The sequence below is a fragment of the Nannocystis exedens genome, from assembly GCF_002343915.1.
Taxonomy (GTDB): domain Bacteria; phylum Myxococcota_A; class Polyangia; order Nannocystales; family Nannocystaceae; genus Nannocystis; species Nannocystis exedens.
The window spans coordinates 2587508-2610652 of sequence record NZ_NETK01000001.1; the positions used below are offsets into that span (position 1 = coordinate 2587508).

At 73.0% G+C, this 23145-nt stretch carries 17 protein-coding genes and 1 pseudogene; 8 read left to right on the forward strand and 10 right to left on the reverse strand.

Going from position 1 to position 23145, the window contains the following annotated elements:
- Nucleotides 1-22: 22 nt before the first annotated feature.
- The 3 genes from NAEX_RS52825 to NAEX_RS10100 are packed head-to-tail and all read right to left on the reverse strand — an operon-like array spanning nt 23 to nt 5100.
- Nucleotides 23-559, reverse strand: coding sequence for a GNAT family N-acetyltransferase (locus NAEX_RS52825; protein ID WP_245913660.1), 537 nt, complete (start codon nt 557-559; stop codon nt 23-25).
- Nucleotides 552-3263 carry a hypothetical protein gene (locus tag NAEX_RS10095; protein ID WP_096327299.1) on the reverse strand — a complete coding sequence of 904 codons (2712 nt, stop codon included), beginning with the start codon at nt 3261-3263 and terminating at the stop codon, nt 552-554. The genes NAEX_RS52825 and NAEX_RS10095 overlap by 8 nt, the downstream gene beginning before the upstream one ends.
- Nucleotides 3264-3291: 28 nt before the next feature.
- The gene (locus NAEX_RS10100) at nt 3292-5100 is read right to left on the reverse strand and encodes a peptidylprolyl isomerase (protein WP_096327300.1); all 1809 of its coding nucleotides are present in this window, start codon (nt 5098-5100) and stop codon (nt 3292-3294) included.
- Nucleotides 5101-5333: 233 nt separating this feature from the next.
- On the opposite strand from NAEX_RS10100, the gene NAEX_RS10105 reads away from it, so the two are divergent.
- From NAEX_RS10105 to NAEX_RS10130, 6 genes are all read left to right on the forward strand, one after another.
- Nucleotides 5334-6365: a rod shape-determining protein gene (locus NAEX_RS10105; protein WP_096327301.1), complete on the forward strand. Its 1032-nt coding sequence runs from the start codon at nt 5334-5336 to the stop codon at nt 6363-6365.
- Between the two features lie 13 nt (nt 6366-6378).
- Nucleotides 6379-7386 (forward strand): rod shape-determining protein MreC, encoded by a 1008-nt coding sequence (mreC, locus tag NAEX_RS10110; RefSeq protein ID WP_096327302.1) that lies wholly within the window; start codon nt 6379-6381, stop codon nt 7384-7386.
- A gap of 96 nt (nt 7387-7482) precedes the next feature.
- Nucleotides 7483-8082: a hypothetical protein gene (locus NAEX_RS10115; protein WP_096327303.1), complete on the forward strand. Its 600-nt coding sequence runs from the start codon at nt 7483-7485 to the stop codon at nt 8080-8082.
- Nucleotides 8083-8100: 18 nt separating this feature from the next.
- Nucleotides 8101-10359, forward strand: coding sequence for a penicillin-binding protein 2 (gene mrdA / locus NAEX_RS10120; protein WP_096327304.1), 2259 nt, complete (start codon nt 8101-8103; stop codon nt 10357-10359).
- Entirely contained in the window at nt 10356-11474 is a 1119-nt protein-coding gene (gene rodA / locus NAEX_RS10125; RefSeq protein ID WP_096327305.1) for a rod shape-determining protein RodA, read from the forward strand. Before mrdA ends, rodA begins: the two co-directional genes overlap by 4 nt.
- Nucleotides 11475-11687: 213 nt before the next feature.
- A complete protein-coding gene (locus tag NAEX_RS10130) occupies nt 11688-12509 on the forward strand; it encodes a DUF2259 domain-containing protein (protein WP_096327306.1) in 822 nt (273 codons plus the stop codon).
- Nucleotides 12510-12527: 18 nt separating this feature from the next.
- Here NAEX_RS10130 and NAEX_RS54230 read toward each other — a convergent pair.
- Nucleotides 12528-13489, reverse strand: a pseudogene (locus NAEX_RS54230) (ADYC domain-containing protein).
- A gap of 13 nt (nt 13490-13502) precedes the next feature.
- Nucleotides 13503-14312: a hypothetical protein gene (locus NAEX_RS49955; RefSeq protein ID WP_170135615.1), complete on the reverse strand. Its 810-nt coding sequence runs from the start codon at nt 14310-14312 to the stop codon at nt 13503-13505.
- A gap of 463 nt (nt 14313-14775) precedes the next feature.
- On the opposite strand from NAEX_RS49955, the gene NAEX_RS10150 reads away from it, so the two are divergent.
- Complete coding sequence (locus NAEX_RS10150) at nt 14776-16674, forward strand: amidohydrolase (protein WP_170135616.1); 1899 nt, start codon at nt 14776-14778, stop codon at nt 16672-16674.
- 3 nt (nt 16675-16677) lie between these two features.
- Here NAEX_RS10150 and NAEX_RS10155 read toward each other — a convergent pair whose 3' ends face one another.
- The 4 genes from NAEX_RS10155 to NAEX_RS10170 all read right to left on the reverse strand — a co-directional run bounded on the left by NAEX_RS10155 (nt 16678) and on the right by NAEX_RS10170 (nt 19576).
- The gene (locus tag NAEX_RS10155) at nt 16678-17067 is read right to left on the reverse strand and encodes a VOC family protein (protein ID WP_096327311.1); all 390 of its coding nucleotides are present in this window, start codon (nt 17065-17067) and stop codon (nt 16678-16680) included.
- A 436-nt stretch (nt 17068-17503) separates the two neighbouring features.
- Nucleotides 17504-17881 carry a fluoride efflux transporter FluC gene (locus NAEX_RS10160; RefSeq protein WP_096327312.1) on the reverse strand — a complete coding sequence of 126 codons (378 nt, stop codon included), beginning with the start codon at nt 17879-17881 and terminating at the stop codon, nt 17504-17506.
- A 10-nt stretch (nt 17882-17891) separates the two neighbouring features.
- Nucleotides 17892-19010, reverse strand: a complete 1119-nt coding sequence (locus tag NAEX_RS10165) for a hypothetical protein (protein WP_096327313.1) — start codon at nt 19008-19010, stop codon at nt 17892-17894.
- Nucleotides 19011-19087: 77 nt separating this feature from the next.
- On the reverse strand, nt 19088-19576 hold the full coding sequence (locus tag NAEX_RS10170; protein WP_096327314.1) for a hypothetical protein: 489 nt from the start codon (nt 19574-19576) through the stop codon (nt 19088-19090).
- Nucleotides 19577-19942: 366 nt separating this feature from the next.
- On the opposite strand from NAEX_RS10170, the gene NAEX_RS10175 reads away from it, so the two are divergent.
- The gene (locus NAEX_RS10175) at nt 19943-21154 is read left to right on the forward strand and encodes a VCBS repeat-containing protein (RefSeq protein ID WP_143140937.1); all 1212 of its coding nucleotides are present in this window, start codon (nt 19943-19945) and stop codon (nt 21152-21154) included.
- A gap of 13 nt (nt 21155-21167) precedes the next feature.
- Here the strand turns inward: NAEX_RS10175 and NAEX_RS10180 are convergent, their stop codons facing one another.
- Nucleotides 21168-23075 (reverse strand): hypothetical protein, encoded by a 1908-nt coding sequence (locus tag NAEX_RS10180; protein WP_096327316.1) that lies wholly within the window; start codon nt 23073-23075, stop codon nt 21168-21170.
- Between the last annotated feature and the right edge of the window lie 70 nt (nt 23076-23145).

Sequence of the window (23145 nt, forward strand, 5' to 3'; positions counted from 1 at the left end):
GTCGGCTGCCGATCCCCTCGCCTCACCCGCGCGTGAGCACGAAGATGCGATCGACGCAGGGCTCGCCGCGCCAGATCGTCTCGACCGCCGCCTCCTCGATCATTCCCAAGCGCCGCGCCAGCGCCAGCGAGCGCACGTTGCGGTCGTCGACGGTCGCCTGGATCCGCCGCACCCCGAGCTGCGAGAACGCGTATTCGCAGACCGCGCGGACCGCCTCGCTGGCCAGCCCGCGGCCCTGCTGGGCCGTCATCAGCGTGTAACCGATGTCGGCGGTGGTCGGCTCGCCGGCGGTCACGCGCAGCCCCACGTCACCGATCAATGTCCCTTCGGACAGCAGCGCCAGCGCGAACTGGTACCACACGCCCGGCACCCCCGGTCGGCTGGCGCGCAGCCCGGCGATGAACTCGCGCGCCTCGGCCTCGTCGAATTGCGTCCAGCCCTGGTAGCGCGCCACCTCCGGGTCGGCGCGGTAGGCCACGAGGGTCGGCGCGTCCTCGGCGCGGAACCGGCGGACCTGCAGGCGCGCCGTGGTGATGAAGCAATCTGTCTCTTCAGCCATGTTCATCTCCCGCGGCGAAGAACAGCCCGGCGGCGCGGAACAGCCGCTGCGCCTCGTCCGTCGCGCACACCCGGCGCGCGCCGGCCTCGTCGACCGGCGCCGGCAGGCGGGCGTCGCGACCGATCGCCAGCAGCGCCCCGTCGAAGGCCGCAGCCAGGCGCGCCGCCGCCACGCAGTGATCGCCGCGCAGCAGCGTCGCCAGCCGCGTCACGCTCGCCGCGTCGGCCCGCCATCCTTGCAATTGCCCGGCGAGCCGCGCCCGCAGCTCCGACGCGAATCGCTCCGGCGTCACCCCGCGCTTTTGCCAAAGTCGCACGATCGTCTGCGCCCCCGGCAAGGTCGGCACCTGCGACGGCTCGCCCAGCCACGCCAGCGCCGCCAGCAATTCGTGGAGCGACGCGCCGGCGGGGTCGAGCGCGATCGCCAGCCCGCCGCGGACCAGCTCCGCCGCCAGCGCGAGGCGGAACCGCCGCTCGCGCGGGTCCTGGCGCACGATCGCCGGGTACACCACGATCGCCGGCTCGCGCTCGTTGCGGATCGCCACGCCGCCCTCGGGCCCGCCGCGGCCGACGCGGACCGGCAATCGCAGCCCCGTCGCCGCCCGCAACCATTGCACCTCCGGCTCGACGAGCGCCGACACGCGCGCCGCCTCTTCCAGGTCCACCAACGTCAGCTCGCGCGCCGCGCGAATCCCCGCCGTCGCCGCCACCAGCTCGCGCAAGCTGCGACGGATCGCCTCGCGCGGCTCCCCGCCCTCGTCGCTCGCGCCCCACGTGTCGCTCGACGCGTCGACGACCGACCTCTGCTCCGACTTCTCCGCGCGCGACTGCCCGGCCGAGATGCGCTCCACGCTCATGAGCTCCGTCGCGGTCGAGCTCCCCGCCCTCGCGCCTGCCGGCTCACGCCCCTCGCCGTGCGCCTGCGACCCACCACGCGCGGCCTCGCCCGTGCCGGCGGGCCGGCCCTCCGAGCCGCCCTCGCCCGCTGCCTCGCCCGAGCCGGCGAGCCGGCCCTCCGAGCCGCCCTCGCGCGAGTCCACCGCCCACCCCGGCAGCAGAAAACCTGCGACCTGCCGCAGCGCCTGCGCCCGCCCCCGCTCACCTGTCTCTTCGACCATCTCCGCCAGCGCCAGCATCGCGCCGGCGTCGAGCGAGCGAGCCGCGCGCGCCTGCAGCTCCGTGCGCACCCGCTTGCGATCGGCGCGCCGGGTCTGCCCCGCGATCGCCTCACCGAGCTGCCGCAGCCGGCCCTCGCGCGCCAGTCGCAGCGCCGCCTCGGCGACCTCGCTGGCCGCGCGCTCCGCCTCCGCGACGTCGCGCCCGCAGCGGCGCCCGGCCGCGGCCACCCGCGCGTGCAGCTCGGCCGCCTCGCACCACGCTCGCTCGCACCGCGCCGCCGCGGCCAGCGCCGCGCTCACCGCCGCCTCGACCGCCTCGCTCGCCGCCTGCGGGTCGCCCGCCCGCGCGATCGCCAGCGCCCGCCAGGCCTCCGCCTGGGCCGCCGGCCCGGCGCCGAGGGACATGTCCTCGAGGACAGCTCGCGCCCGCCCGCCCGCGCCGAGCTGCTCCGCCTCGACCAGCGCCCGCGCCACACGCCGCCGCAGCCGCGCCGCCGGCGGGCCCGGCATCCGCTCGAGCGCCGCCAGCCCGCGGACCACCCCCTCCGCCTCGCCCGCGCGCGCCTGCGCCACGGTCACCCGCCACCACGCCTCCGGATCGTCCGGCGCCGCCGCCAGCCACGCGCGCACCGCCGCGGCCGCCCCCGCAGGGTCGCGGAAGCGCAGCAGCTCGGCCTGCACCTGCGCCAGCGCCCGCGTCAGCCGGCGCGCCCCCGGGTGCGTCGGCGCCGGCGCGTAGCCCAGGGCCGCCAGCGCCGCCGCGCGGTCGCCCGCCCGCAGCGCCGCCCGCAGCTCGGCGAGCGGGTCGTCGGGCGCGAGGGACATGTCCTCGCGCGCATGTCCTCGCGCCCATGTCCCTTCTGGCATGCCCTTTCGCACATGCCCTTCCGGACCTGCCCCGTGCGCCACGTCCGCGAGCACCACCCGCAGCCCGCGGCCCTCGCCGCGCACGCGCGTCACCTGCAGCCCGCGCGAGCGCGGCGGGGCGGCCCCGGCCGCGCGGAACGCCCGCCGCAGCAGCCACTCCGGCGTCACCCGCAGCGTCGCCCCGTCCAGCCGCACCACCCCCTCGCGCCCGCGCGCCAGCCCGCGAGCCGCCGCCATCCACAGCGCCGCCCCCGACGGCGCCAGCGGCCCCGTCGCCCACACGCGACGGGCCCGCACCGCGATCTCCCCGTCCACGACTCCCACCCCGAGCTCGATCTGCGCCAGCGCCGGCCAGCCGTCGTCGCGCGGCCCGGCCAGCGTCAGCACCACCGACTCGCCGACCGCGTCGACGGCCACCTGACCGATCGGCCAGGTCCCGATCGCCACCCCGCACAATTGCCGCGCCGCGCCCTCGAGCGCCGCCGCGCTCACCTCGAGCCTGGCCTCGAGCGCGCGCCAGGGCCCCTCGCGCAGCGCCGCGGCCGAGCGCGGCCGGGCCTCGCCGACCGGCTCGGCCACCAGCGCGGCCAGGCGCAGGCCCGGCGCCAGGTCGGCCGGGCCGGCGTGCAGCCGGACCCGCGGGCCGCCTGGCCCCTGGGCCAGCTCGAGGCGGAGGCCGAGGCCGCTCGCCTGTCCGTCCCGACCGGTCGCCGACGCCATGGCCGTTGCGACCTGTCCTTTCAGCCAGCTAGCGGCCGCCGCCGCCGGTCAGCGCCGCCAGGTTGAGCATGCCGCCGCGGTTGCCGACGCGGTCGCACATCACGTACGGCCGCAGCACCCGGTTGCCCTTCTCGTCGAAGGCTTCCTTGGTGTCGTAGGTCATCATCCGCGACACCCGCTCGCTGTAGGGGACGATGTCGCCGCGGGCCTTGTCGCCGAGGCAGGTGTGGTAGGCGTAGCGGGCCGTGACCTTGGCCGCCTTGGCCTCGGACAGCTCGCGGTACAGCGCCGCGCGGGCGGCCGCGAAGCCCTCGTCGGTGGCCGTCTCCTTGCGCTCGACGGCGGCGAGGATGAAGCCGTCGGGCGTCTCGAACACCTGGTCGATGAACTCGGCCTTGGGGTCGGCGGCCCACGCGGCCTTGGTGATCTCGGGGTTCACGCCGAGGCCGGGGATCGGCTTCTCCTTGCTGAAGAGGCCGGTGACGCGCAGCTCGGGCTTGTCGTCGGGCTTGGGCGCCTTGGGCGGGTCGGTCGGGATCTCGAGCTGGTCGATGCCGCCGGCCGCCGGCCCGCCGAGCGCGTCGGGCGAGCGGAACAGCTGCGTCATCGTCGCCCCGTCCTTGAGCGCCTGCAGCGCCTCGGCCGCGGCCTGCTTGGCCAGCGCCTTGCCGCGCTCGCGCGCCAGCGCCTCCTCGGCCAGGTCGAGGATCGCCTCGTCCTGCGGCACGTCGCCCTCGCGCTGGCCCTCGACCTTGACGATGTAGAAGGCCTCGTCGCTCTCGACCACCTCGGAGCGCGCGCCGACCTCGAGCTTGCGCGCCGCCTCGTCGACCACCGGATCGAGCCCGGTGCCGGTGCCCTCGAGCGTCACCCACCCGTAGTCGCCGCCGCGGCGGGCCGTGTCCGCGTCCTCCGACGTCGCCCGCGCCACCGCGCGGAAGTCCTCGCCGGCCTGCAGCTTGGCCAGCGCCGCGTCGATCTTGGCCCGCGCCGCCGCCAGGTCGGTCGCGTGCTGCTGCTGCGTCGCCTTGTCGGCGTCGACCGCCGGCGGCTGCGGCTTCTCGACTTCGATGAAGCGCAGCCGGATCTGCTTCGGCAGCTTGAGGAAGCGCGTGCCCTGCGACTCGAACTGCTTGACCAGCTCGTCCTTGTGCTCGGCCACGTACTTGTCGAGGTCGGCCCGCGACGGGTCGACCAGGTCGGCGAAGCGCCCGGCCTCGAAGCGGGCGTAGCGCAGCGACAGCTGGTTCTGCCGCTGGTCGTAGGCGCTGCGGACCTCGGCCTCGGACACGGTGATCACGCTCGCCAGCACGTCGCGCACGGTGCGGGCCAGCACCTCCTCGCGCTGGTACTCGAGGTAGCGGCGCTCGCCGACGCCGAAGCGCGGCAGCCAGTTGCGCTCGAACGCGGCGTAGTTGAACGCCTGGCCGGCCAGCCAGTCCCACGTCTTGCCGAGCACGATCAGATGGCCGTCGGCCGTGAGATCTTCGGCGTCGCGGAGGTCGGCCACCAGGCCCATCCGCCGGCCGATCTCGCCGAGCACGCGGCGCTCGACGATCGCGTCGAGCACCTCCTCGCGCAGACCCAGCATCTCCTGCATCTTGGGGTCCTCGGGGATCCGCGTGGTCAGCGAGATGGCGCGGAACTCGTACTGGAAGTCCTCGTCCACCACGTTGGTGCCGTAGGTCTTGGCCAGCGGCTCGACGCCGCAAGTGATCGCGTCGCTCGGCAGGCCGAAGCTGAGGCCGAAGGCGAGCGCCAGCATCCCGAGCAGGAGCCATGCGCCGACTGTCTTCATCGTGGTGCCGCGTGGGGCCGCGGTCGTCTCGTCCGTCATGTCCCCGCGAAGCTAGCGGTAAGACGGCCCCCGGGAAACTCCGGGCCGCCTTTGGGCCCGCGGAATACGCCGGGGGGCCGCCGCGTTGGCCGCCGCGGAGCCGGCGCTCCGCGCTCCAGGGCCCGAAGCCGCCGCCGGGCCGCCTATTGTGAGAAAAGCCGCAAGCCTCCCGCACAACGCCGCTGACTTGCCGTCGACTGCTTCGGCGGGTACACCCGAACGCCGCGCGCAGCATGCTCTTTGACTGGGTATACGGCCTGTTCTCCAACGACATGGCCATCGACCTCGGGACCGCCACGACCCTGACGTACGTCAAGGGCAGGGGGATCGTCGCCCACGAGCCCAGCGTGGTCGCCGTGCAGAAGAAGGGCAGCACCAAGCGGGTCGTCGCCGTCGGCAAGGAGGCCAAGGAGATGCTGGGGCGCACGCCCGGCAGCATCACCGCCATCCGGCCGATGAAGGACGGCGTCATCGCCGACTTCGAGGTCACCGAGGCGATGATGCGGCACTTCATCAACCGGGCCCACAACCGCCAGACCCTGGTCAAGCCGCGGATCGTCATCTGCGTGCCCTCGGGCATCACCGAGGTCGAGAAGCGGGCGGTCAAGGACTCGGCGCTGGCGGCCGGGGCGCGCGAGGTGTTCCTCATCGAGGAGCCGATGGCCGCGGCGATCGGCGCCGGCCTGCCGATCACCGAGCCGGGCGGCAACATGGTCGTCGACATCGGCGGCGGCACGGCCGAGGTCGCGGTGATCTCCCTCGCCGGCATCGTCGCCTGCAAGAGCATCCGCGTCGGCGGCGACAAGATCGACGAGGCGATCGTCCGGCACGTCAAGCGCAAGTACAACCTCCTGATCGGCGAGCGCACCGCCGAGCGGATCAAGATCCAGATCGGCACCGCCGCGCCGACCCGCAACTTCATGACCATGGAGGTCAAGGGCCGCGATTTGGTCGGCGGGATCCCCAAGACCATCGTCGTCGACAGCGAGGAGATCCGCGAGGCCGTGAGCGAGCCGGTCGCCGCGATCGTCGAGGCCGTGCGCCTGGTGCTCGAGGCCGCCCCGCCCGAGCTGTGCGCCGACATCGTCGACAAGGGCATCGTCCTCACCGGCGGCGGCTCGCAGCTGCGCAACCTCGACGTCCTCCTGTCCGACGAGACAGGTCTGCCGTGCTTCGTGTGCGACGAGCCCGAGTTCGCGGTCGTCCTCGGCACCGGCGCGGTCCTCGACGAGCTCGACCTCCTCCGCGAGGTCGCGCTCCAGTAAGGAGTCCCGGAGGATGGCGGGCCTCCGCAGCGCCAAGAACGCGGTCCTGGTCGCGGTCCTGCTCGGGATCCCGGCGCTCCTTTTGCGCTCGAGCCTGCAGGACCCGCGCGCGCTGAGCGGCTTCGACCGCATGGTCGTCAAGGTCGGCGCCCCGCTCGAGGCCGGGATCAGCTACGCCGCCGGCAACGCCGGCCGGTTCTTCGAGCGCTGGCTGCTGCAGGCCCGCCTGCAGGACGACAACGAGGCGCTCGCCGCCGAGAACCGCAAGCTCCGGCTCGACCTGCGCAGCCTGCAGCAGGTCGAGGAAGAGAACCGCGAGCTGCGGCGTTCGCTGCAGATGCGCGACAAGGTCGCCGAGGACATGATCGCCGCCGAGGTCGCGGGCGTCGAGCAGTCGCCGTTCTTCCGCGTCGTCAAGCTCCGGCTCGACCGCGGCGACCGGGTCGTCCGCCCCGGCATGGCCGTGATCGCCGACGCCGGCGTGGTCGGCCGCATCGACCGCGCCGCCGACGACCACAGCGAGGTCATGCTGATCACCGACCCGCGCAGCAAGGTCGCGGTGGAGATCGCCAGCACCCGCGCGCCTGGCATCCTCGAGGGCATCGGCGAGGACCGCTGCGTCGTCCACGTCGCCGCCGATCTCGGCGTCAGCGTCGGCGACCTGGTCCAGACCTCCGGCGTCGACGAGCTGTTCCCCCGCGGCCAGCCGGTCGGCCAGGTCGTCCGCGTCGACGACGTCGTCGGCGCCCAGCAGCGCGTCCACGTCGTCCCCGCCGTCCGCTTCGACCGCCTCGACATGGTGTGGGTCGTGCTCGCCAGCGCCCCCGCCCCCGACCCCGAGGGCTCCAGCCGCCCCCCGCCGCCGCCCACGGCCTCGGCCCGCTGCAGTAACCTACCCGAAGACCATGCTCCTCCCGATCGCCACCGCCCCGCTCCCGACCTGTCCGCAAGGACATGTCCGAGCGCGCCCGGCGACCGGCGCCGCGGAGCCCGTGCAGCGGGGCTATCCCTCAGGACATGACCGATCGGACATGCCCTCCGCGACCTCGCTCCGGGCCTGTCCCTCCGGACACGTTCGACCCTCCCCGTCCCCGCGCGACCCCACGTCCTCTGGTCCATGCGCCCCCTGATCTACATCGCCCTCGGCTGGCTGCTCCTGGCCGCCGTCGGCGGCCTCGGGCAGACGCTCGGGCTCACGGTCATGCTCCCGGCCACCTCGGCCGCGCTGGTCGCCCACGTCGTGTTCGGGCGCGAGCTGTCGCTGCCGAGCGGCCTTTGGGTCGCGGTCAGCCTGGGTTACCTCGAGGACATGGCCCAGGGGACGCCCATCGGCCTCCTGTCGCTGGCCTACGGCCTGTCGTGCTGCGCCCTGGTGTGGTCGAGCCGGCGGCTGGCCGTCGAGGGCCCGATCGCCCGCGCCCTCGCGGCCGGGGTCGCCGCCGCCCTGGTCGACCTCGTCACCTTCGCGCTGCTCTTCAGCGCCCGCCGGCGCCTCGGCGTCGAGACCGAGGCGCTGGTCGCCGGCCTCTTGCAGGCCCGCTGGCACGCCCTCGCCACCGTGCTCGCCGCCCCCGGCGTGTTCGTCCTCGCCGAGCTGGCCCTCGGCGCCTGGGACCGCGCCTTCGGCCGCCGCCCCCGCCCGGCCCGCCGCTCGCCGCTGCAGGCCCGCAACGCCGGCCCCCCGCTCGAGGAATCCGACCCGTCCGATTGGACATGAACGAGTGGACATGACCCCATGACCAGCTTACGCGAGCCCGACGACCTGCGCGCCCTGCGGCCCCGGCTGCAGGCGATGGTGCTCGTGGTCCTGCTCGCGTTCCTGGTCCTGCTCGGCCGCCTGTGCCAGCTGCAGGTGCTCGAGGGCGAGCACTACGTGCGCCGGGCCGAGCGCAACTTCATCGACACGATCGAGGCCCCGGCGCTGCGCGGGCGGATCTTCGACGCCCAGGGCCGGCCGCTGGCCTCGAACCGCCCGGCCTACACCCTCTACGTCACCCCGCGGCCGCGCGTCATCGTCGAGACCGACGACCCGAACGCGCGCACGCAGACCGGCTCGCGCGTGCCGCTGTCCGACGCCCAGATCGACGCGCTCGCCGACCTGATCGACTTCGTCGACGCCGCCGACCGCGAGCAGTTCGTGGCCGCGATCGTGCGCCGGCGCGACCGCGACGAGGGCATCTATCCGTTCGCCGTGCGCGGCAACCTGACCTGGCAGGAGTTCGCGCGGATCCAGACCCGCAAGGACGCCCTCGGCGACTGGCTCGAGATCCGCGAGTCCGCCCGCCGCTTCTACCCCGCCGGCGAGCTCACCGCCTTCGTCACCGGCTACGTCGGCGAGATCACCCCCGAGGGCCTCGCCAACTCCGGCGGCTCGTACCGCCCGGGCGACCGCGTCGGCAAGACCGGCATGGAGCGGCAGTGGGAGAACTACCTGCGCGGCCGCCCCGGCAAGCGCTCGCGCGTCGTCGACGTGCACCACCACCCGGTCAAGGATCCGCCGCGCGACGCGCTCGCCGCCCTGCCGCCCGACGAGGACCCGATCCCCGGCCAGGACGTCTACCTCACCCTCGACCTCGACCTGCAGCGCGTCGCCGCCGAGGCGTTCGCCGACAAGCCCGCCGGGGCGCTCGTCGCCATCGAGCCCGACACCGGCCGGATCGTCGCCATGCTCAGCGTCCCGGCGATCGACCCCAACCGCTGGCAGCAGCCGATCGGACGCGACCAGTACAAGGCCTGGTCGGAGAGCCCGCTCAAGCCCTTCATCGACCGCACGGTGCAGGAGCACTACTTCCCCGGCTCGACCTACAAGGTCGTCTCCGCCCTGGCCGCGCTCGACGACCCGACCTTCGACCCCGAGAAGACGATCACCTGCGACGGCTACGTCAACTACGGCGGTCGCCGCTTCAAGTGCACCCACAAGCACGGCCCGGTCAACCTCGAGCAGGCGATCGTGCAGTCGTGCAACGTCTACTTCTACACGTTGGCGATCGACACCGTCCTCAGCCTCGAGCGCATGGAGCTGTTCGCGCGCCGGCTCGGCCTCGGCGAGCGGACCGGCATCGGCATCAACAGCGAGGCCAAGGGGCGCATCCCGACCGAGGCGTTCGAGGCGCGCGAGGGCACCTACCAGCGCGGCGTCCGCCTCAACAGCGCGATCGGCCAGGGCAACGTGACCGCCACCGTGCTGCAGGTCGCCGTGCTGTACGCCGCGATCGCCAACGGCGGCCGCGTCATGACCCCCTACATCGTCGACCGCATCGAGACCCCCGACCGCCGGCTCGTGCTGCAGAACAAGCCGCAGGTGCGCCGCGACCTCGAGCCGGTCCTCCCGGCCGACCGCGACCGGATCCACGCCGGCCTCGTCGGCGTCGTCAACAACGAGCTCGGCACCGCCTACAGCGAGCGGCTCGGCAGCGTCGTCGTCGCCGGCAAGACCGGCACCGCCCAGGTCGGCGCCCTCGACAAGAAGACCAAGACCCCCAAGCCCGGCCCGATCCCCGGCTTCGACTTCACCCAGGACCACGCCTGGTTCGCCGGCTACGCCCCCGCCGACGCGCCCAAGATCGTCGTCGTCGCCTTCGTCGAGCACGGCGGCGTCGGTGCCGACGCGGCCGCGCCGATCGTCATGAAGGTCATCGAGAGCTACCTCGGCAGCCGCTCCGAGACCCCCCAGCCGCGCCGCCCCGGCGGCGTCCCCCCGCCGCTGCCCGGCCAGCGCGGCAAGCAGGAGGTCCTCGGCGACAGCAACGCCGCGCCCGACCGCACCGTCGCCCTCACCGGCGCCCGCCTGCCCGGCGACCGCCCGCTCGGGCCGCCCCCGCCCAAGTCTGAAGAGACAGGTCCTTCCGGACATGTCACCAAGACCAGCCCGCCGCCGGGCCCGAGCCGGCCGGGCGGCAAGAAGAACACGGACAAGCCTTCGACCAGGAAGCACGCCGCGAAGAAGAAGCACGCCGCGAAGAAGAAGCACGCCGCGAAGGAGGTCCTGCCGTGACGTCGATCGGTCGCCCGCGCTCGCTGTTCCGCCGGATCGTGCAAAACATCGACTGGGTGATCGTCACCCTCGTCGCCGGCATCGTCGCGCTCGCGCTGATCAACCTCAACAGCGCCGGCACCGGCGACTGGAGCGGCAAGATCCAGGTCCAGATCCGCTGGCTCGGCCTCGGCACGATCGCGGCCGCGATCGTCGCCGCCCTCGACTACCGCGTCCTGCACCGGCTCGCCTACGCGGCTTACTTGTTCGGGCTGGGCCTGCTCGGGCTCGTCCCGCTGATCGGCGTCATGCGCAACGAGGCCCGCCGCTGGCTCGAGCTCGGCGACTACCAGTTCCAGCCGTCGGAGCTGATGAAGATCCTGCTGATCGCCGCGCTCGCGCGCTACCTCAGCGACCGGCCGAGCAAGGCCCCGCGCAAGGTCCGGCACCTGATCGTCCCGTTCATCATGTTCCTCGTGCCGGTCGCGCTGATCGTCAACCAGCCCGACCTCAGCACCGGCATCATCTGCAGCCTGGTCGCGCTGACGATCCTCGCCCTCACCGAGCTCAGCCTCAAGAGCATCCTCGCCCTGATGACCACGGGCGTCACCCTGTTCATGCTCGGCTGGGCCTTCTTCATGCACAAGTACCAGCGCTCGCGCATCGACGTGTGGCTCAACCCCGAGGCCTACGCCGACAACGAGGGCTACCAGACCATCCAGGCCATGATCGGCGTCGGCAACGGCGGCTTCTTCGGCCGCGGCGTCCGCCAGGGCACCCAGAACACCCTCGACTTCCTGCCCTACGGCGACACCGACTTCCCGTTCGCCGTCTACGCCGAGGAGTGGGGCTTCCTCGGCGCCGCCATGGTCCTGGTGATGTTCGTCGCCCTGGTGCTGTGGGGCCTCGGCCTCGCCTCCCAGGCCCGCGACCGCTTCGGCGCCCTGCTGTGCGTCGGCGTCTCCGCCCTGTTCTTCTTCCACGTCGTCATCAACGTCGGCATGGTCCTCCAGCTCCTGCCCGTCACCGGCATCACGATCCCCTTCTTCAGCGTCGGCGGCTCCAACGCCCTGGCGATGATGCTCGGCATCGGCATCCTGATGAGCGTCAGCCGCTCGCGACACCAGCGCGGGTGACCCGTCGCTCTCCCCCGCACCGTCCCCTCGCGGGGGGCGCATCGCCGCCCGAGGTCACGCGCCGGCCCGCGCCGCGTCACATGTCCGATCGGACATCTCCATCCCCGCTCGCCACGTCCGCTCGTCCGGTCGAGCGCCACGGCACGCACCTGTCTCTCGGGACATCCTCGCTCGAAATTGGCGCCGCTCCCCCGCAAAAGGTAAACCTCGGCCATGCCGTCCCGCCTCGCCTGCGCCGTCTTGCTCGCCAGCGCCTGCACCGCTCCGAGCGGTCCTCCGGCCGCTGCACCGGCGGTCCCGGCCGTCGAGGCGGCGGCCCCCGCCGCCTCCAGCCCGTCGCCTGCGACGCTGGGCGGCCCGTTCGAGCAGCCGGGCGACCCGCGCCAGCAGATCGATCACCTCACGGTCTGGGGCTGGTCGCGCGACGGCCGCTACTTCGCGTTCGAGACCTTCGACGCCGGTCCGGGCGCTGCCACCTGCGAGGGCGCCGCGCGGCTGTTCGTCGTCGACGCCGACAGCGACACGCTCGTGCCCGGCGGCTACGTCGAGGTGCGCCCCAAGAGCCCCGACGCCGAGCCGTGCGACCCGCCCGATCTACGGGCCGCCCTCGCGCCCCGGCGCACCGCCTTGCTGCAAGCGCACGGCATCGAGCTCGGCCACCTGCTCGCGCCGACCGAGCCGCAGCAGGCCGCCGCGACACGCCCCGGCACCAGGGCCTACGCGATCCTCTTGCCCTCCGGCAAGACCGCCGTCGCCACCCTCGAGGTCCTCGGCGGCGACCGCGAGCGCGCCCACGAGGGCAAGGGCGCGGCCTTCAAGCTCGACCTCACCCTCGACGGTCAGGCCCCGTTGCCGCTCGAGCCGGGTTTGCGCCGGCGCCCTTACATCTGGAACTACGACCTCGACCGCGGCCTCGTGTTCACCAGCCCCGACGGCACGCACATGGCCGTCATGACCGCGACCACCGAGCTGAGCTTCGAGGGCGACCGCACCTCGTGGATGACGAACGCCTTCCGCCTGCCCGCCGGCTGGTGATCGCCGCCCGTCGTCGACCTACTTCGGCGGCACCGACAGGTTGAACAATCGATACTGCGGGTCGGCCGCGAACGCCTCCCGTGTGCACGCCGCGCCCGTGCGCCCGCGCAGGCGCTCGGGGCATTTGGCCTCGAGCTGCGCCAGCGTGGCGTTCTCCGGCACCCGCGGGTGATGCACGCAGAGCGCCCCTGCCGGCCCCCAGCCGGCCTCGAGCGCGAACTCCGGCGCCTCGTCGACCTCCTGGATGCCCAGCCGGTCGCCGATGTTGATCAGCATCCCGTTCTTCGTCGACGCCGTGCCGTCGCCGCAATAGTCGCACGCACCATGCGCACGCAGGCTTGATGATAATCCCACAGGTTGCTGCCGTCGCGCGCCGTCGCCCACGGCTTGTAGCCGAAGCGGACGCACTTGCCGATCGCCCCCGACGTACACGTCACGTTGAACGCCCCCTCCGCGGCCTCGTGGCGCCCGTCGCCCGTCCACGTGCCCGCCAGCGGCATCGCCCGCGCCAGCCCGTCCGGCCCCGGCGCGCACATCGGCGCCCACGCGCCGGTCTGCGGGTTCTGCACCGAGAGCTCGTAGAGCGTGAACTCGGGGTCGCGCGGATCGACCTCGACCTTCTCGACACGGACCTTCCGCCACGCGCTGTCCTCGTCGCGCACCGTCAAGACCACGCCGATCATCTCCTTGTCTGAAAGGACATGTCCGTCGGGCAATGTGATGCGGAAGGCCGTCTTGTCGATCTCGACCTTCAGCGCCCCCGCCGACGCCGGGCTGCCCTGCGTCACCGGCGGCGCCTCGGTCGGGGCGCGCTCCCCGGCCGCCACCGCGCCCACCTCGGCCTTGGTGGCGGGCTCGTCCGCCGGCAGCGCCGCGAGCGTCGCCTTCGGCGCCGGTTCGCTCGCCGGCGCGTCGCAGCCAGCCAGCAACGCCACGCCGAGCAGGCCCCACCTTCCACCTCGCAGCCCCGCCCGAAACATCGCTCCACCTTTCTCAGGAATCGAAGCGCCGTCCGTCGGGCAGCTCGATCGACGACACCGTCACCGCCCCGAAGTCGGGCGCCGGCGCCGGCGCCGTCAAGATCACCGGCTTCGGCGCCTCGACCTCGACCTCCTCGATCACCAGCCCGCCGCTCGCCTCGAGCTTCAGCCCGTTGACCACGATCGCGTCGACCCGCAGCCCGCTCGCCCCCGCCTCGAGGCGGACCCCGTTGATTCGCAGCGCGCGCAATCGCTGTCCCCGGGCGCCCTGCGTGGCCGCGCCGCTGGGCTCGATCGCGTTGGATCCGCGCCCGTGGATCTTCGCCTCCTCACCCGTGCCCTGCACCCCTGGCCCGTTGAGCTCGAGCCCGTTCGAGCGCATCCCGTTCTCTTCGACCCCGTTCTCCTCCACCCCGTTCTGGCGCATCCCGTTCTCTTCGACCCCGTTCTCCTCCACTCCGTTCGAGCGCGTCCCGTTCGGCTCGATGCCGTTCGGTTCGAGCCCATTCGGCTGCACGCCGTTCGGTTCGATCCCGTTCACCCGCATTCCGTTCGGTTCGATCCCGTTTGGTTCGATCCCATTCGGCTGCACTCCGTTCGGCTCGATCCCGTTCGGCTCGATCCCATTCGGCTGCACTCCGTTCGGTTCGATCCCGTTCGGCTCGATCCCGTTCGGCTGCACTCCGTTCAGCTCGATCCCATTGCTCTGCAGCCCGCCCGTCCTCAGCGCCGCATCGGCGCCGTCTTCGCCCAGTTCCACCGGCATCCTCGTCCCTCCGCCTGCTACGCGATCCTGGGTATCGCAGCGATCGAGCGGCCGCAAGCCGTCCCTCGGCGAGGACATCGCGCATTCGAACCGCACGAGTTCGCTCTGCGCATTCGCGGGGCTGCCGCGCGCCGGCTCCGCGAGGGGCGGCCAACATCGTTTTCGCGGCACCGCCCCCCGGCTCGGTCCGCCGCTCCACCTCCCGCCGGGGAGACGCGCGCGATCCTCAGCATGCGCGCAAAGGCCACCTGGGCCCGGCGAAGCCCGACGGCGCCTGCGATCTCTCCCGGCTGCCCGGCCATTGCTGCGAGCTCCCGCGCCCGCGCGCTCGCACGAGGCCGTCGCCGTCCCGAACGTCGAGCACGACCGAATCATGCCACTCGGCATGATCCGCCGTCTGCTCGGCTCGCCCGCCGTCACGGCCGAGCACGGCCGAATCATGCCACTCGGAGCCGCGCGGCCGTCCGCTCGTCTCGACGACCGTGACGCGGGTGCTATCGATGCAGCGGAGGCCCGGTCGATGCATCGCCTCGTCCCGATCACCGCGATCACCGTCGCCCTGCTCTGTTGCAGCTACAGCTATCATTCCGGCAGCGGGCCGCAGCCGGGCCGCGGGCGGCCCACGGCGGGCAAGCCGGCGCGGCCGAGCAAGGGCAAGCCGGCGCGACCGACGACCGCCGCCGCCTCGCCGAGCAAGCCGACCACGCCCGGCACGCGGCCGCCGACCCGCACGCCGCAGCCGCCGACTCGATCTGCCGAGCCGGCGACCGCCCCGGACCGGATCTTCTTCGGCGGCCCGGTGATCACCATGCGCGTCGACGGGGCCGGCAACCCGATCGTCGCCGAGGCGCTCGCGGTGCGCCGCGGAGAGATCGTCGCCGTCGGCGAGCGGGCCGAAATATTGAAGATCGCCGACGCCGACACCGAACAGATCGACCTCGCCGGCAAGGCTCTCCTGCCCGGCTTCATCGACGGTCACGGCCACCTCGGCGCGGTCGCCCTGCGCAGCGAGCAAGTCCAGCTCGCGCCGCCGCCGACCGGCACTGTCCGCTCGATCGCCGACCTGCAGCGGGTCTTGCGGGCCGACATCAAGCGGCGCAAGCTCGCCGGCGGGCAATGGGTGGTCGGCTGGAACTACGATGATTCGCGCCTCCGCGAGGCGCGGCAGCTCGTGCGCGACGACCTCGACGCCGTCTCCACCACGCACCCGATCGTCGTCCATCACGCCTCGGGCGCGGTCGCGATCGTCAACACTCCTGCGCTGCGCCTGCTCGGCATCATCGCCGACACCCCCGATCCCCCGGGCGGGCAGATCGGTCGTCGGCCCCGGTCGCGCGAGCCGAGCGGCGTCCTCGCCGACAGCGCCGTCTTCCTCGTCACGCGCGCGCTGCCGCGACCGAGCGACGACGAGCTCGCCACGCGGCTCGTCCAGGCCGAGCGCCAGTACGTGCGCCGCGGCTTCACCACCGTGCAGGACGCGGCCGCCGGCCCCGACGACCTCGACCTCTACCGCCGGCTCGCCCGCGCGAACAAGCACGAGGTCGACGTCGTCGTCTATCCGGTCGTCACCAGCGTGGCCGACGCCGAGCGCCTCGTCGGCCAGCGCTTCGGCGCCTGGGAGCGCAGCGTCAAGCTCGGCGGCATCGAGCTCGTGCTCGACGGCGGCCTGCAGTCGCGCTCCGCCTGGCTCGGCACGCCGTACGCCACCCCGCCGCCGGGCAAGCCTCGCGGCTGGCGCGGCACCGCTGTCATGGCCGCCCCCGAGGTCGAGCAGATCCTCGAGCTCGCGGTCGAACAGGGCTGGCAGGTGCTCGCGCACGCCGACGGCGACGCCGCGGCCGACCAGTACCTCGACGCCTGGGAGCGCGTGCTCGAGCGGCGGCGCGCCGCCGATCGCCGCCCGGTGCTGCTGCGAACCCAGACCCTGCGCGAGGACCAGCTCGATCGCATGCGCGAGCTCCAGATGATGCCCTCGTTCGCCAGCGCCCACCTGTTCTACTGGGGCGACTGGTACCGCGACGTCGCGCTCGGTCCGGCCCGCGCCGCGCGGCTCGACCCGGCCGCGTCGGCGCTGGCCCGCGGGCTGCTCTTCACCCTGCAGACCGACGCCCCGGCGCTCCCGGCCGACCCGATGCTGCTGCTGGCCAGCGCCGTGGGCCGCACCACCCGCAGCAACAAGGTCCTCGGCCCGACCCAGCGGATCCCCGTGTTCGACGGCCTCCGCGGGCTCACCAGCAACGGCGCTCACCAGGTGTTCGACGGCGAGCGCAGGGGCGAGCTCGCCGTCGGTCGCGTCGCCGACCTCGTGATCCTCGACCGCAACCCCCTGTCCGTTCGGACAGATGAATTGAGATCGCTGCGCCCGCTCGCCACCTACCGCAAGGGCGTCCCGGTCTACCAGGCCCGGCCGCCGCGCTGAGGCTCACGCCGCCGGCGCCGTCGCCCACTCGACCAGCTCGATCACCACCCCGTTGGGGTCGGTGATCATGAACAGCCGCTCGCCCCACGGCTCCTCGCGCAGCGGCATCGTGATCGGCACGCCCTCGGCCCGCAGCCGCCGCTCCTCGCCCTCGAGGTCCTTGACGACGAAGGCGACGATCACCCCGGCCGCTCGCTGTTCCCGGAGCTCCGGCGGCAGCACCTCGATGCCGCGGCGCAGCAGCACCAGATCCACGCCCGCGTCGTCGCGGCGCAGCGACGCGAACCCGTCGGCTGCCATCGTCTCGCGAAAGCCCAGGTGTTTGCTGAAGAACGCGCTCGACGCGGCGACATCGTCGACGGTCAGCGACACCGCACTGCCGGTGATCTGCACGGACCCCTCCTTGAAAGAAAAATGGGCGGCTCTCGCCGCTTTTTGCGTACGACGTATAGTATACAACGTACAAATTTATTTCAAGGAGAAACAGGCCCATCGCCGCCGATTTGGGCGGCGCGCGATCCCGCCATGCCGGCGATGGCGCTCGAATTCGTCCGACGGCCCCGGCGGGCTCAGCCCCGGCAGCGACCTCGCGGGAGCGAAGCGTCGATGTCCTGGGATGCGCGGCGAGGTCGCTTCAAGCGACCTCAAGCGTCGCCGGTCGCGGCCACCGTCCGCGTCGAATGGGTCCCGCTCGCCGTGACCTTCTCCGGCGCCGCGCTCACGCCGCTTCAGCCACCGCGACGATCTGCATGTCCCCGAGGACATAAACCTTAAGACATCTCTCTCCCCGCGCGCCGGCCCGTCGCGGACACCCGGCGAACCTGCCCGCTCACGCCGCGGCCAGCAGCCGGCCCAGGCGTGCGCCGAGCGCCACCATCAGCGCTCCCCCGCCGACGTGCAGCCCGAGCTGCCAGGCCAGCGGGGCCCAGCGGGCTTCGCCGGCCAGCTCGACCGACAGCAGCGCGAACGCGCTGTAGGTCGTGAACCCGCCGAGCAGCCCGGCGGTGGCGATCGTGCGCGCGGGCCCCTGCGGCAGCAGCGGCGCCAGCACCCCGATCGCCAGGCAGCCGATGAGGTTGACCCCCAGCGTGCCGGCGTGGGGCAGCGCGGTCGCGGCCCAGCGATCGATCTGCAGCGCCAGCGCGAACCGCAGGCACACCCCGCAGCCGCCGGCCAGAAACAGCCCGAGCCAGTGCCAGCCGCTCATCGAAAAAGACTCAGCCGGCCTTGCCGCTCGCGCCGACGGCCCCCGAGACCGACGCGCTGGCTTTGAACGACACGTTGATGCTGACCGACGCCGTCGCCACCGCCGACGCCGACGCCGTGATGCACGCGATCGCCTGCTCGCCGGCGCCCTGCAGCTTGCCGCGCAGCTCGCCGCCGAGGCGGACCAGCGTCTGCACCTCGCCGGCGATCTCCCGCCCCAGCTTGATCTGCGCCGTCAGCAGCACCGGCAGGTTGGCCGACAGCGACGCCACCAGCTTGCCGAGCGCCTGCGCGTTGCTCGACGTCTTGACCTCGAGCCGCGGCTTCGAGCACTGGGCCGAGAACTTCACGCTCGCCTCGCAGCTCGCCTTGCAGTCGGCGTCGACCTTCGGCGGCGTCACGCGGCCCTCGCACTTCGGCGCCTGCCAGGTGCCCTGGCACGACGCGTGGCACGTCGCGTCGCACTGGCCGGTGCACGTGCCCTCGCACTTGCCGGCGCAGCGGCCCTGGGCGTCCTTCACCGCGCAGTTGCCCTGGCACTGGCCCGAGCAGCGGCCGTCGCACTGGCCCTTGCACGTACCCTGGCAGCGGCCGGACAGCTTGGCCGGCGTGCACTGAGCGACGATCTCGCCGGGGTCGACCTCGACCTTGCAGCGGCCGTCGCAGCGGGCCCGCGCCGAAGCGTCGACCTCGCACTTCGGCGGGGTGTAGTCGGCCTCGATCTTGACCCCGCCCTTGAGCAACCCCTGGACCTTGGCCGCCACCGCCCCGCACGCGGCCTGCGAGGCCGTCGCGTTCTGGTTCGGCTGCATCGCCGCCGGGTTCACGCCGATGTCGGCGCCGATCTTGCGGCAGGCCGAGGTGACCTCGGCGTCCCACTGGACCGCCAGCCGCTGCAGGTCCTTGGCCGCCTGCACGAAGGCCCCGACCTTGGCGTTGAGCTCGGCCTTGGCGGTGTACTTCACCCCGAGCGCGTCGCCGCCGCTCGAGAGCGCCGGGCAGGCGATCCCGCCGGCCACGTTGGCGAGGTTGGACGTCGTCTGACCTGCCCCCGAGGACAGGAAGTTGCACGCGCCGGCGACGACGGCCGCGGCGAAGGTCACGGTGAGGGCCCGCGAAGTCTGCGACATGAACCGAGTGTCCCAGGTCGACCCTGACCGCGCAATCGCGTCGCCGCTCCTGTACGACGTTCCGCGGCCGCGGGGGCTCAGCACGAGCCGACCGGGCAGCTGAAGCGGCCGTCGCCGCAGTCCGAGGCCGGCTCGGTGCTGCCGTCGGGCAAGGCGCAGCGGATCTCGCAGCTACCGACGCCCTCGCACGAGGCCTCGCCGCTGATCATCACGACGTCGCAGTTCGACAGGTTGCGGCAGTCGACCGCGCAGTCGGCCCCGCAGGCCACCTCGCAGTTGCTCACCGACTCGCAGTCGACGGAGCAGGCGTCGCCGCACTCGAGGTCGCAGTTCGAGTTGTTGTGACACGACAGGTTGCACATGTCGCCGCAGCCGGCGTCGCAGTTGCTGACGTCGTGGCACTCGGCGTCGCAGCCGGCCGCCGGACAGTCGAGCACGCAGTTGTCGCCGCCGCTGCAGCCGCACACCGGACCGGCGCAGTAGCCCGGAGGCGGCGGCGGTCCGCAGGACCCGAGGGCGAGCGACGAGACGAACACGAACGACCCGAACAGCGAAGCGCCGCGCATGAGCGGACCCTACCACGAGCGCCGCGCCGCGTACGCCGGTCCGCTCGCGTCGCGCCGGCCACGCGACACGGGCGAGCGCCCGCGTCGAGAGAGAGACGCAGTCATCCTGCCGCCGGCAGCCCCCGGCCCGCCCGTCGGGCCCGGGGAGCGCCCTGAGCAACGGCCTTCGCGCGCGCGCGAGCCCGCCTCGCCGGGCCCGGCGCGCGCGCAGCCCGGCCGCGACGCCCGTTCCCGCGTCGCCCGCCCTGCCTCTCGGCCTCCGCCGCTTGCGTGGTCGCGGCCCGGCGGCACAAACCGCGTCCCCCACCCGCGATCATCGACATGTCCTTTCGGACACCCCCGATCGCCGCCCCAGGAGGTTCGATCATGAGGAAGTTGCCCGTGGCCGGCGCGCTCGCCGGCCTGATGTTGCCGCTCACCGCCGCGCCGGAGGTCCGCGCCGCCGGCTTCGCCGAGGCCGAGCTCTGGGCCGACGACTTCGGCGTCACCAGCGGCTGGCGCGTCGACAGGCACCCGCGCCTCCTGGCCGACGTCGACGGCGACGATCGGGCCGACGTCGTCGGCTTCGGCGAGCAGGGCGTCGTCGTCGCCCTGTCGACCGGCGAACGCTTCGACGCGCCGGAGATGTGGGTCGACAACTACTCGTACAGCAACGGCTGGCGGATCGACAAGCACCCGCGCTTCCTCCTCGACATGAACGACGACGGCCGGGCCGACATCGTCGGCTTCGGCAACGGCGGCGTGTTCGTGTCGCTGTCGACCGGCAGCAAGTTCATGCCGCCCAAGCTGTGGGTCGACGAGTTCACGATCGTCCGCGGCTGGCGCGTCGATCGCCACCCGCGCTTCCTCGCCGACGTCGACGACGACGACCTGCCCGACATCGTCGGCTTCGGCAACGGCGGCGTCCACGTCGCCACCTCGACCGGCTCGAAGTTCCGCGAGCCCGCGCTGTGGCTGGCGGAATTCGGCTACGAGCAGGGCTGGCGGGTCGAGCGAACCCCCCGCTTCCTCCGCGACGTCGACGACGACGGCCGCGCCGACATCATCGGCTTCGCCGACGACGGCGTGTACGTCGCCCGCGCCGGCGAGGACCGCTTCGGCCAGCCGAAGATGTGGCTGTCGGACTTCGGCTACGACCAGGGCTGGCGGATCGACAAGCACGTCCGCCTGCTCGGCGAGGTCGGCGGCGACGGCCGGCCCGACATCGTCGGCTTCGGCGAGGCCGGCACCTTGCTGGCCGTGGGCCGCAGCGGCGAGTTCGACGAGCCCGAGCGGGTCCTGGACCACTTCGGCGACGACCAGGGCTGGCGCGTCGACCGTCACCCGCGCCAGCTCGGCGACATCGACGGCGACGAGCGCGACGACATCGTCGGCTTCGGCCAGACGGGGGTGATCGTCGCCACCGCCAGGAAGACCGGCTTCCGCGAGCCCCAGCGAGCGCTCGACGACTTCGGCTACGACCAGGGCTGGCGCGTCGGCGTCCACGTCCGCGCTCTGGCCGACGTCGACGGCGACGATCGCCTCGACATCGTCGGCTTCGGCCACGGCGGCGTCCTCGTCGCCCTGGCCGAGGACTGACGGCCCGCCCGGCTCACGACTTCGACCAGTGAATCAGCAGGTCGGCGAACTGGTCGACGAGGGCGGCCATGTCGGGCCCGAGCGAGTTGGTCTCCTCGTAGTGGTTGCCCTCGGCCTCGTTGATCCACGGCATCGTCTCGGCCAGCTCGAAGTCGTACTCCGGGATGATGTAGCCGAGCTCGTCGTTGCCGAGGCCGACGATCCAGCGGTACACGAGGCCCATGCGGTCCTCGAGGTACGGCCCCTTCGGCGCCGCGCGGAGGTCGGGCGGGTTGACGTTGTCGGGCTTGATCAGCGGCACCCCGTCGGCGTTGACGTGCGAGCCGTCGTAGCCGCCGATCGCCAGCTCGGGCAAGAGCTCGCCGGGGACCGTGAGCATCTGGATCGGCCCGAGCTCGACCAGCGCCATCTCGGTCTCGATCTCCTCCTCGCCCGGCATGTCGGCGTTGAACACCTCCCGCTCGAGCACCTTCTGGTCGAACATCAGCTTGAAGTTGGTGTTGCGGACCCCGGCGCGGAACCGCTTGGCCGCGAAGCGCAGCGCCGGCCCCGTGATCTCCTCGCCCATCGCCACCGCGTCGAGCGCCATCTCGCCGAGCATCTGCCCGACCGAGTCGGCCTTCTCGAAGCTCGCCGCCTGGTAGGTCTCGCCGTCGGGGTTCTCGACGTTGACGCCGAGCGTCGTCATCATCCCGCCGACGGCCCCGTTGATGTAGATCGCCGGCCCGCCGAGGCCCGGCTTGCCCGCCGCCGTCTGCCACTCCGAGCCGGTCTCGACGGTGCGGCGCAGCGCGTGGACGAAGTCGGACGTCACCAGGTAGTTGTCGTCGGCCAGCGTCTCCGGGTGGCAGCCGTAGTTGACGAGGGTGGCGATCGGCATGCCCTCGGTGTCGATCAGGTGGGCGGCCGAGATGGTCTCGTCGACGATCCACGGGTCCCGCGAGTCGCGGATCAGGTTGGCCATGCCCTTCGGGTGGTAGGTCGACACGTCGACCTCGCCGACCCGCATCGACGCGACCTCGCGCATGTCCTTGAACGCGCCGACGATCGCCTCGGCGATGGTTTCGCGGACCTGCTGGCGGTACTCCGGCGAGTAGCCCGAGGTGAACAGGTCCTCGCCCCACAGGCCCATCGTGTCGGGGCCCTCGTGGTTGTGCGTCGCGTGCACGATCAGGTAGTCGAGGTCGATGTCCTGCGCCGGCAGCATCTCGCGGATCGCCTCGACGTCGTTGTTGAAGTAGCCGACGGTGTCGATCGCCACGATCGCCAGCGTCGACTCGCCCTGGCGAAACGCCACCGCCCGCGCCCACAGCCCGTCGCCCGCGCCGACCAAACCGTGCGTCGCGTCGCGGACGCCGTAGGCCGGGCGGTCGTGGCCGAAGCCGGCCATGAACAGCGGCTGCAGCTCGCCGTCGCCCTCGCCCATGTCGGGCCCCGTGTAGCCGGGGTCGCCGGGGCACTTCTGGTCGCAGCCGCAGTCGAGCAGCATGTCGTCGGCCGGCTTCCACGCGTTGTCCATGTCGACGTCGACCCACTTCTCCCAGCAGTGGGGCAGGATCGACAGCACCGCCGCGCCGGCCTCGAGCGGCGCGTCGGGCTGCGCGGCGCAGCCGCCCTGCGGGCCGTCGGGGCACCACAGGTCGGGCGGCTCCGGCGGCGGGTCGCCGGTGGTGCCGTCGGTGGTCGTCGGCTCGCCGGTCGACGTCGGCGAGGTCGCGGTCCCCGGGGTCGTGGTCGAGGTCGGCGGGTCGGACGTCGGCGCCGCCGTGCCCGGTGAATTGGTGACGCCGCCGGTCGCGGTCGCGGCCGTCGCCGAAGCGTCGTCGCCGCCGGCGGTCGGGTCGAGGCAGCCGCCGAGCGTGAGGCCGGCGAGGGCGAGGATCCGGCTGCTTCCCCGCAGCGTGATGGGCGGCAGAGTCATGGGCGCTCCAGGTCGATCGTCGCCAGGGTACAACAAGCGCGGGCGCGTTCCCACCGGCCCGTGCTAAGGT

What these genes read in the sequence shown, in the direction of transcription:
- NAEX_RS10100 (WP_096327300.1), bottom strand. Translation starts at nt 5,100, where the DNA reads ATGACGGACGAGACGACCGCGGCCCCACGCGGCACCACGATGAAGACA.
- NAEX_RS10105 (WP_096327301.1), top strand. Translation starts at nt 5,334, where the DNA reads ATGCTCTTTGACTGGGTATACGGCCTGTTCTCCAACGACATGGCCATC.
- NAEX_RS52825 (WP_245913660.1), bottom strand. Translation starts at nt 559, where the DNA reads ATGGCTGAAGAGACAGATTGCTTCATCACCACGGCGCGCCTGCAGGTC.
- NAEX_RS10095 (WP_096327299.1), bottom strand. Translation starts at nt 3,263, where the DNA reads ATGGCGTCGGCGACCGGTCGGGACGGACAGGCGAGCGGCCTCGGCCTC.
- NAEX_RS10160 (WP_096327312.1), bottom strand. Translation starts at nt 17,881, where the DNA reads ATGAGCGGCTGGCACTGGCTCGGGCTGTTTCTGGCCGGCGGCTGCGGG.
- NAEX_RS10175 (WP_143140937.1), top strand. Translation starts at nt 19,943, where the DNA reads ATGAGGAAGTTGCCCGTGGCCGGCGCGCTCGCCGGCCTGATGTTGCCG.
- NAEX_RS10150 (WP_170135616.1), top strand. Translation starts at nt 14,776, where the DNA reads ATGCATCGCCTCGTCCCGATCACCGCGATCACCGTCGCCCTGCTCTGT.
- mrdA (WP_096327304.1), top strand. Translation starts at nt 8,101, where the DNA reads ATGACCAGCTTACGCGAGCCCGACGACCTGCGCGCCCTGCGGCCCCGG.
- NAEX_RS10130 (WP_096327306.1), top strand. Translation starts at nt 11,688, where the DNA reads ATGCCGTCCCGCCTCGCCTGCGCCGTCTTGCTCGCCAGCGCCTGCACC.
- NAEX_RS10180 (WP_096327316.1), bottom strand. Translation starts at nt 23,075, where the DNA reads ATGACTCTGCCGCCCATCACGCTGCGGGGAAGCAGCCGGATCCTCGCC.
- NAEX_RS10170 (WP_096327314.1), bottom strand. Translation starts at nt 19,576, where the DNA reads ATGCGCGGCGCTTCGCTGTTCGGGTCGTTCGTGTTCGTCTCGTCGCTC.
- NAEX_RS10115 (WP_096327303.1), top strand. Translation starts at nt 7,483, where the DNA reads ATGCGCCCCCTGATCTACATCGCCCTCGGCTGGCTGCTCCTGGCCGCC.
- NAEX_RS10165 (WP_096327313.1), bottom strand. Translation starts at nt 19,010, where the DNA reads ATGTCGCAGACTTCGCGGGCCCTCACCGTGACCTTCGCCGCGGCCGTC.
- mreC (WP_096327302.1), top strand. Translation starts at nt 6,379, where the DNA reads ATGGCGGGCCTCCGCAGCGCCAAGAACGCGGTCCTGGTCGCGGTCCTG.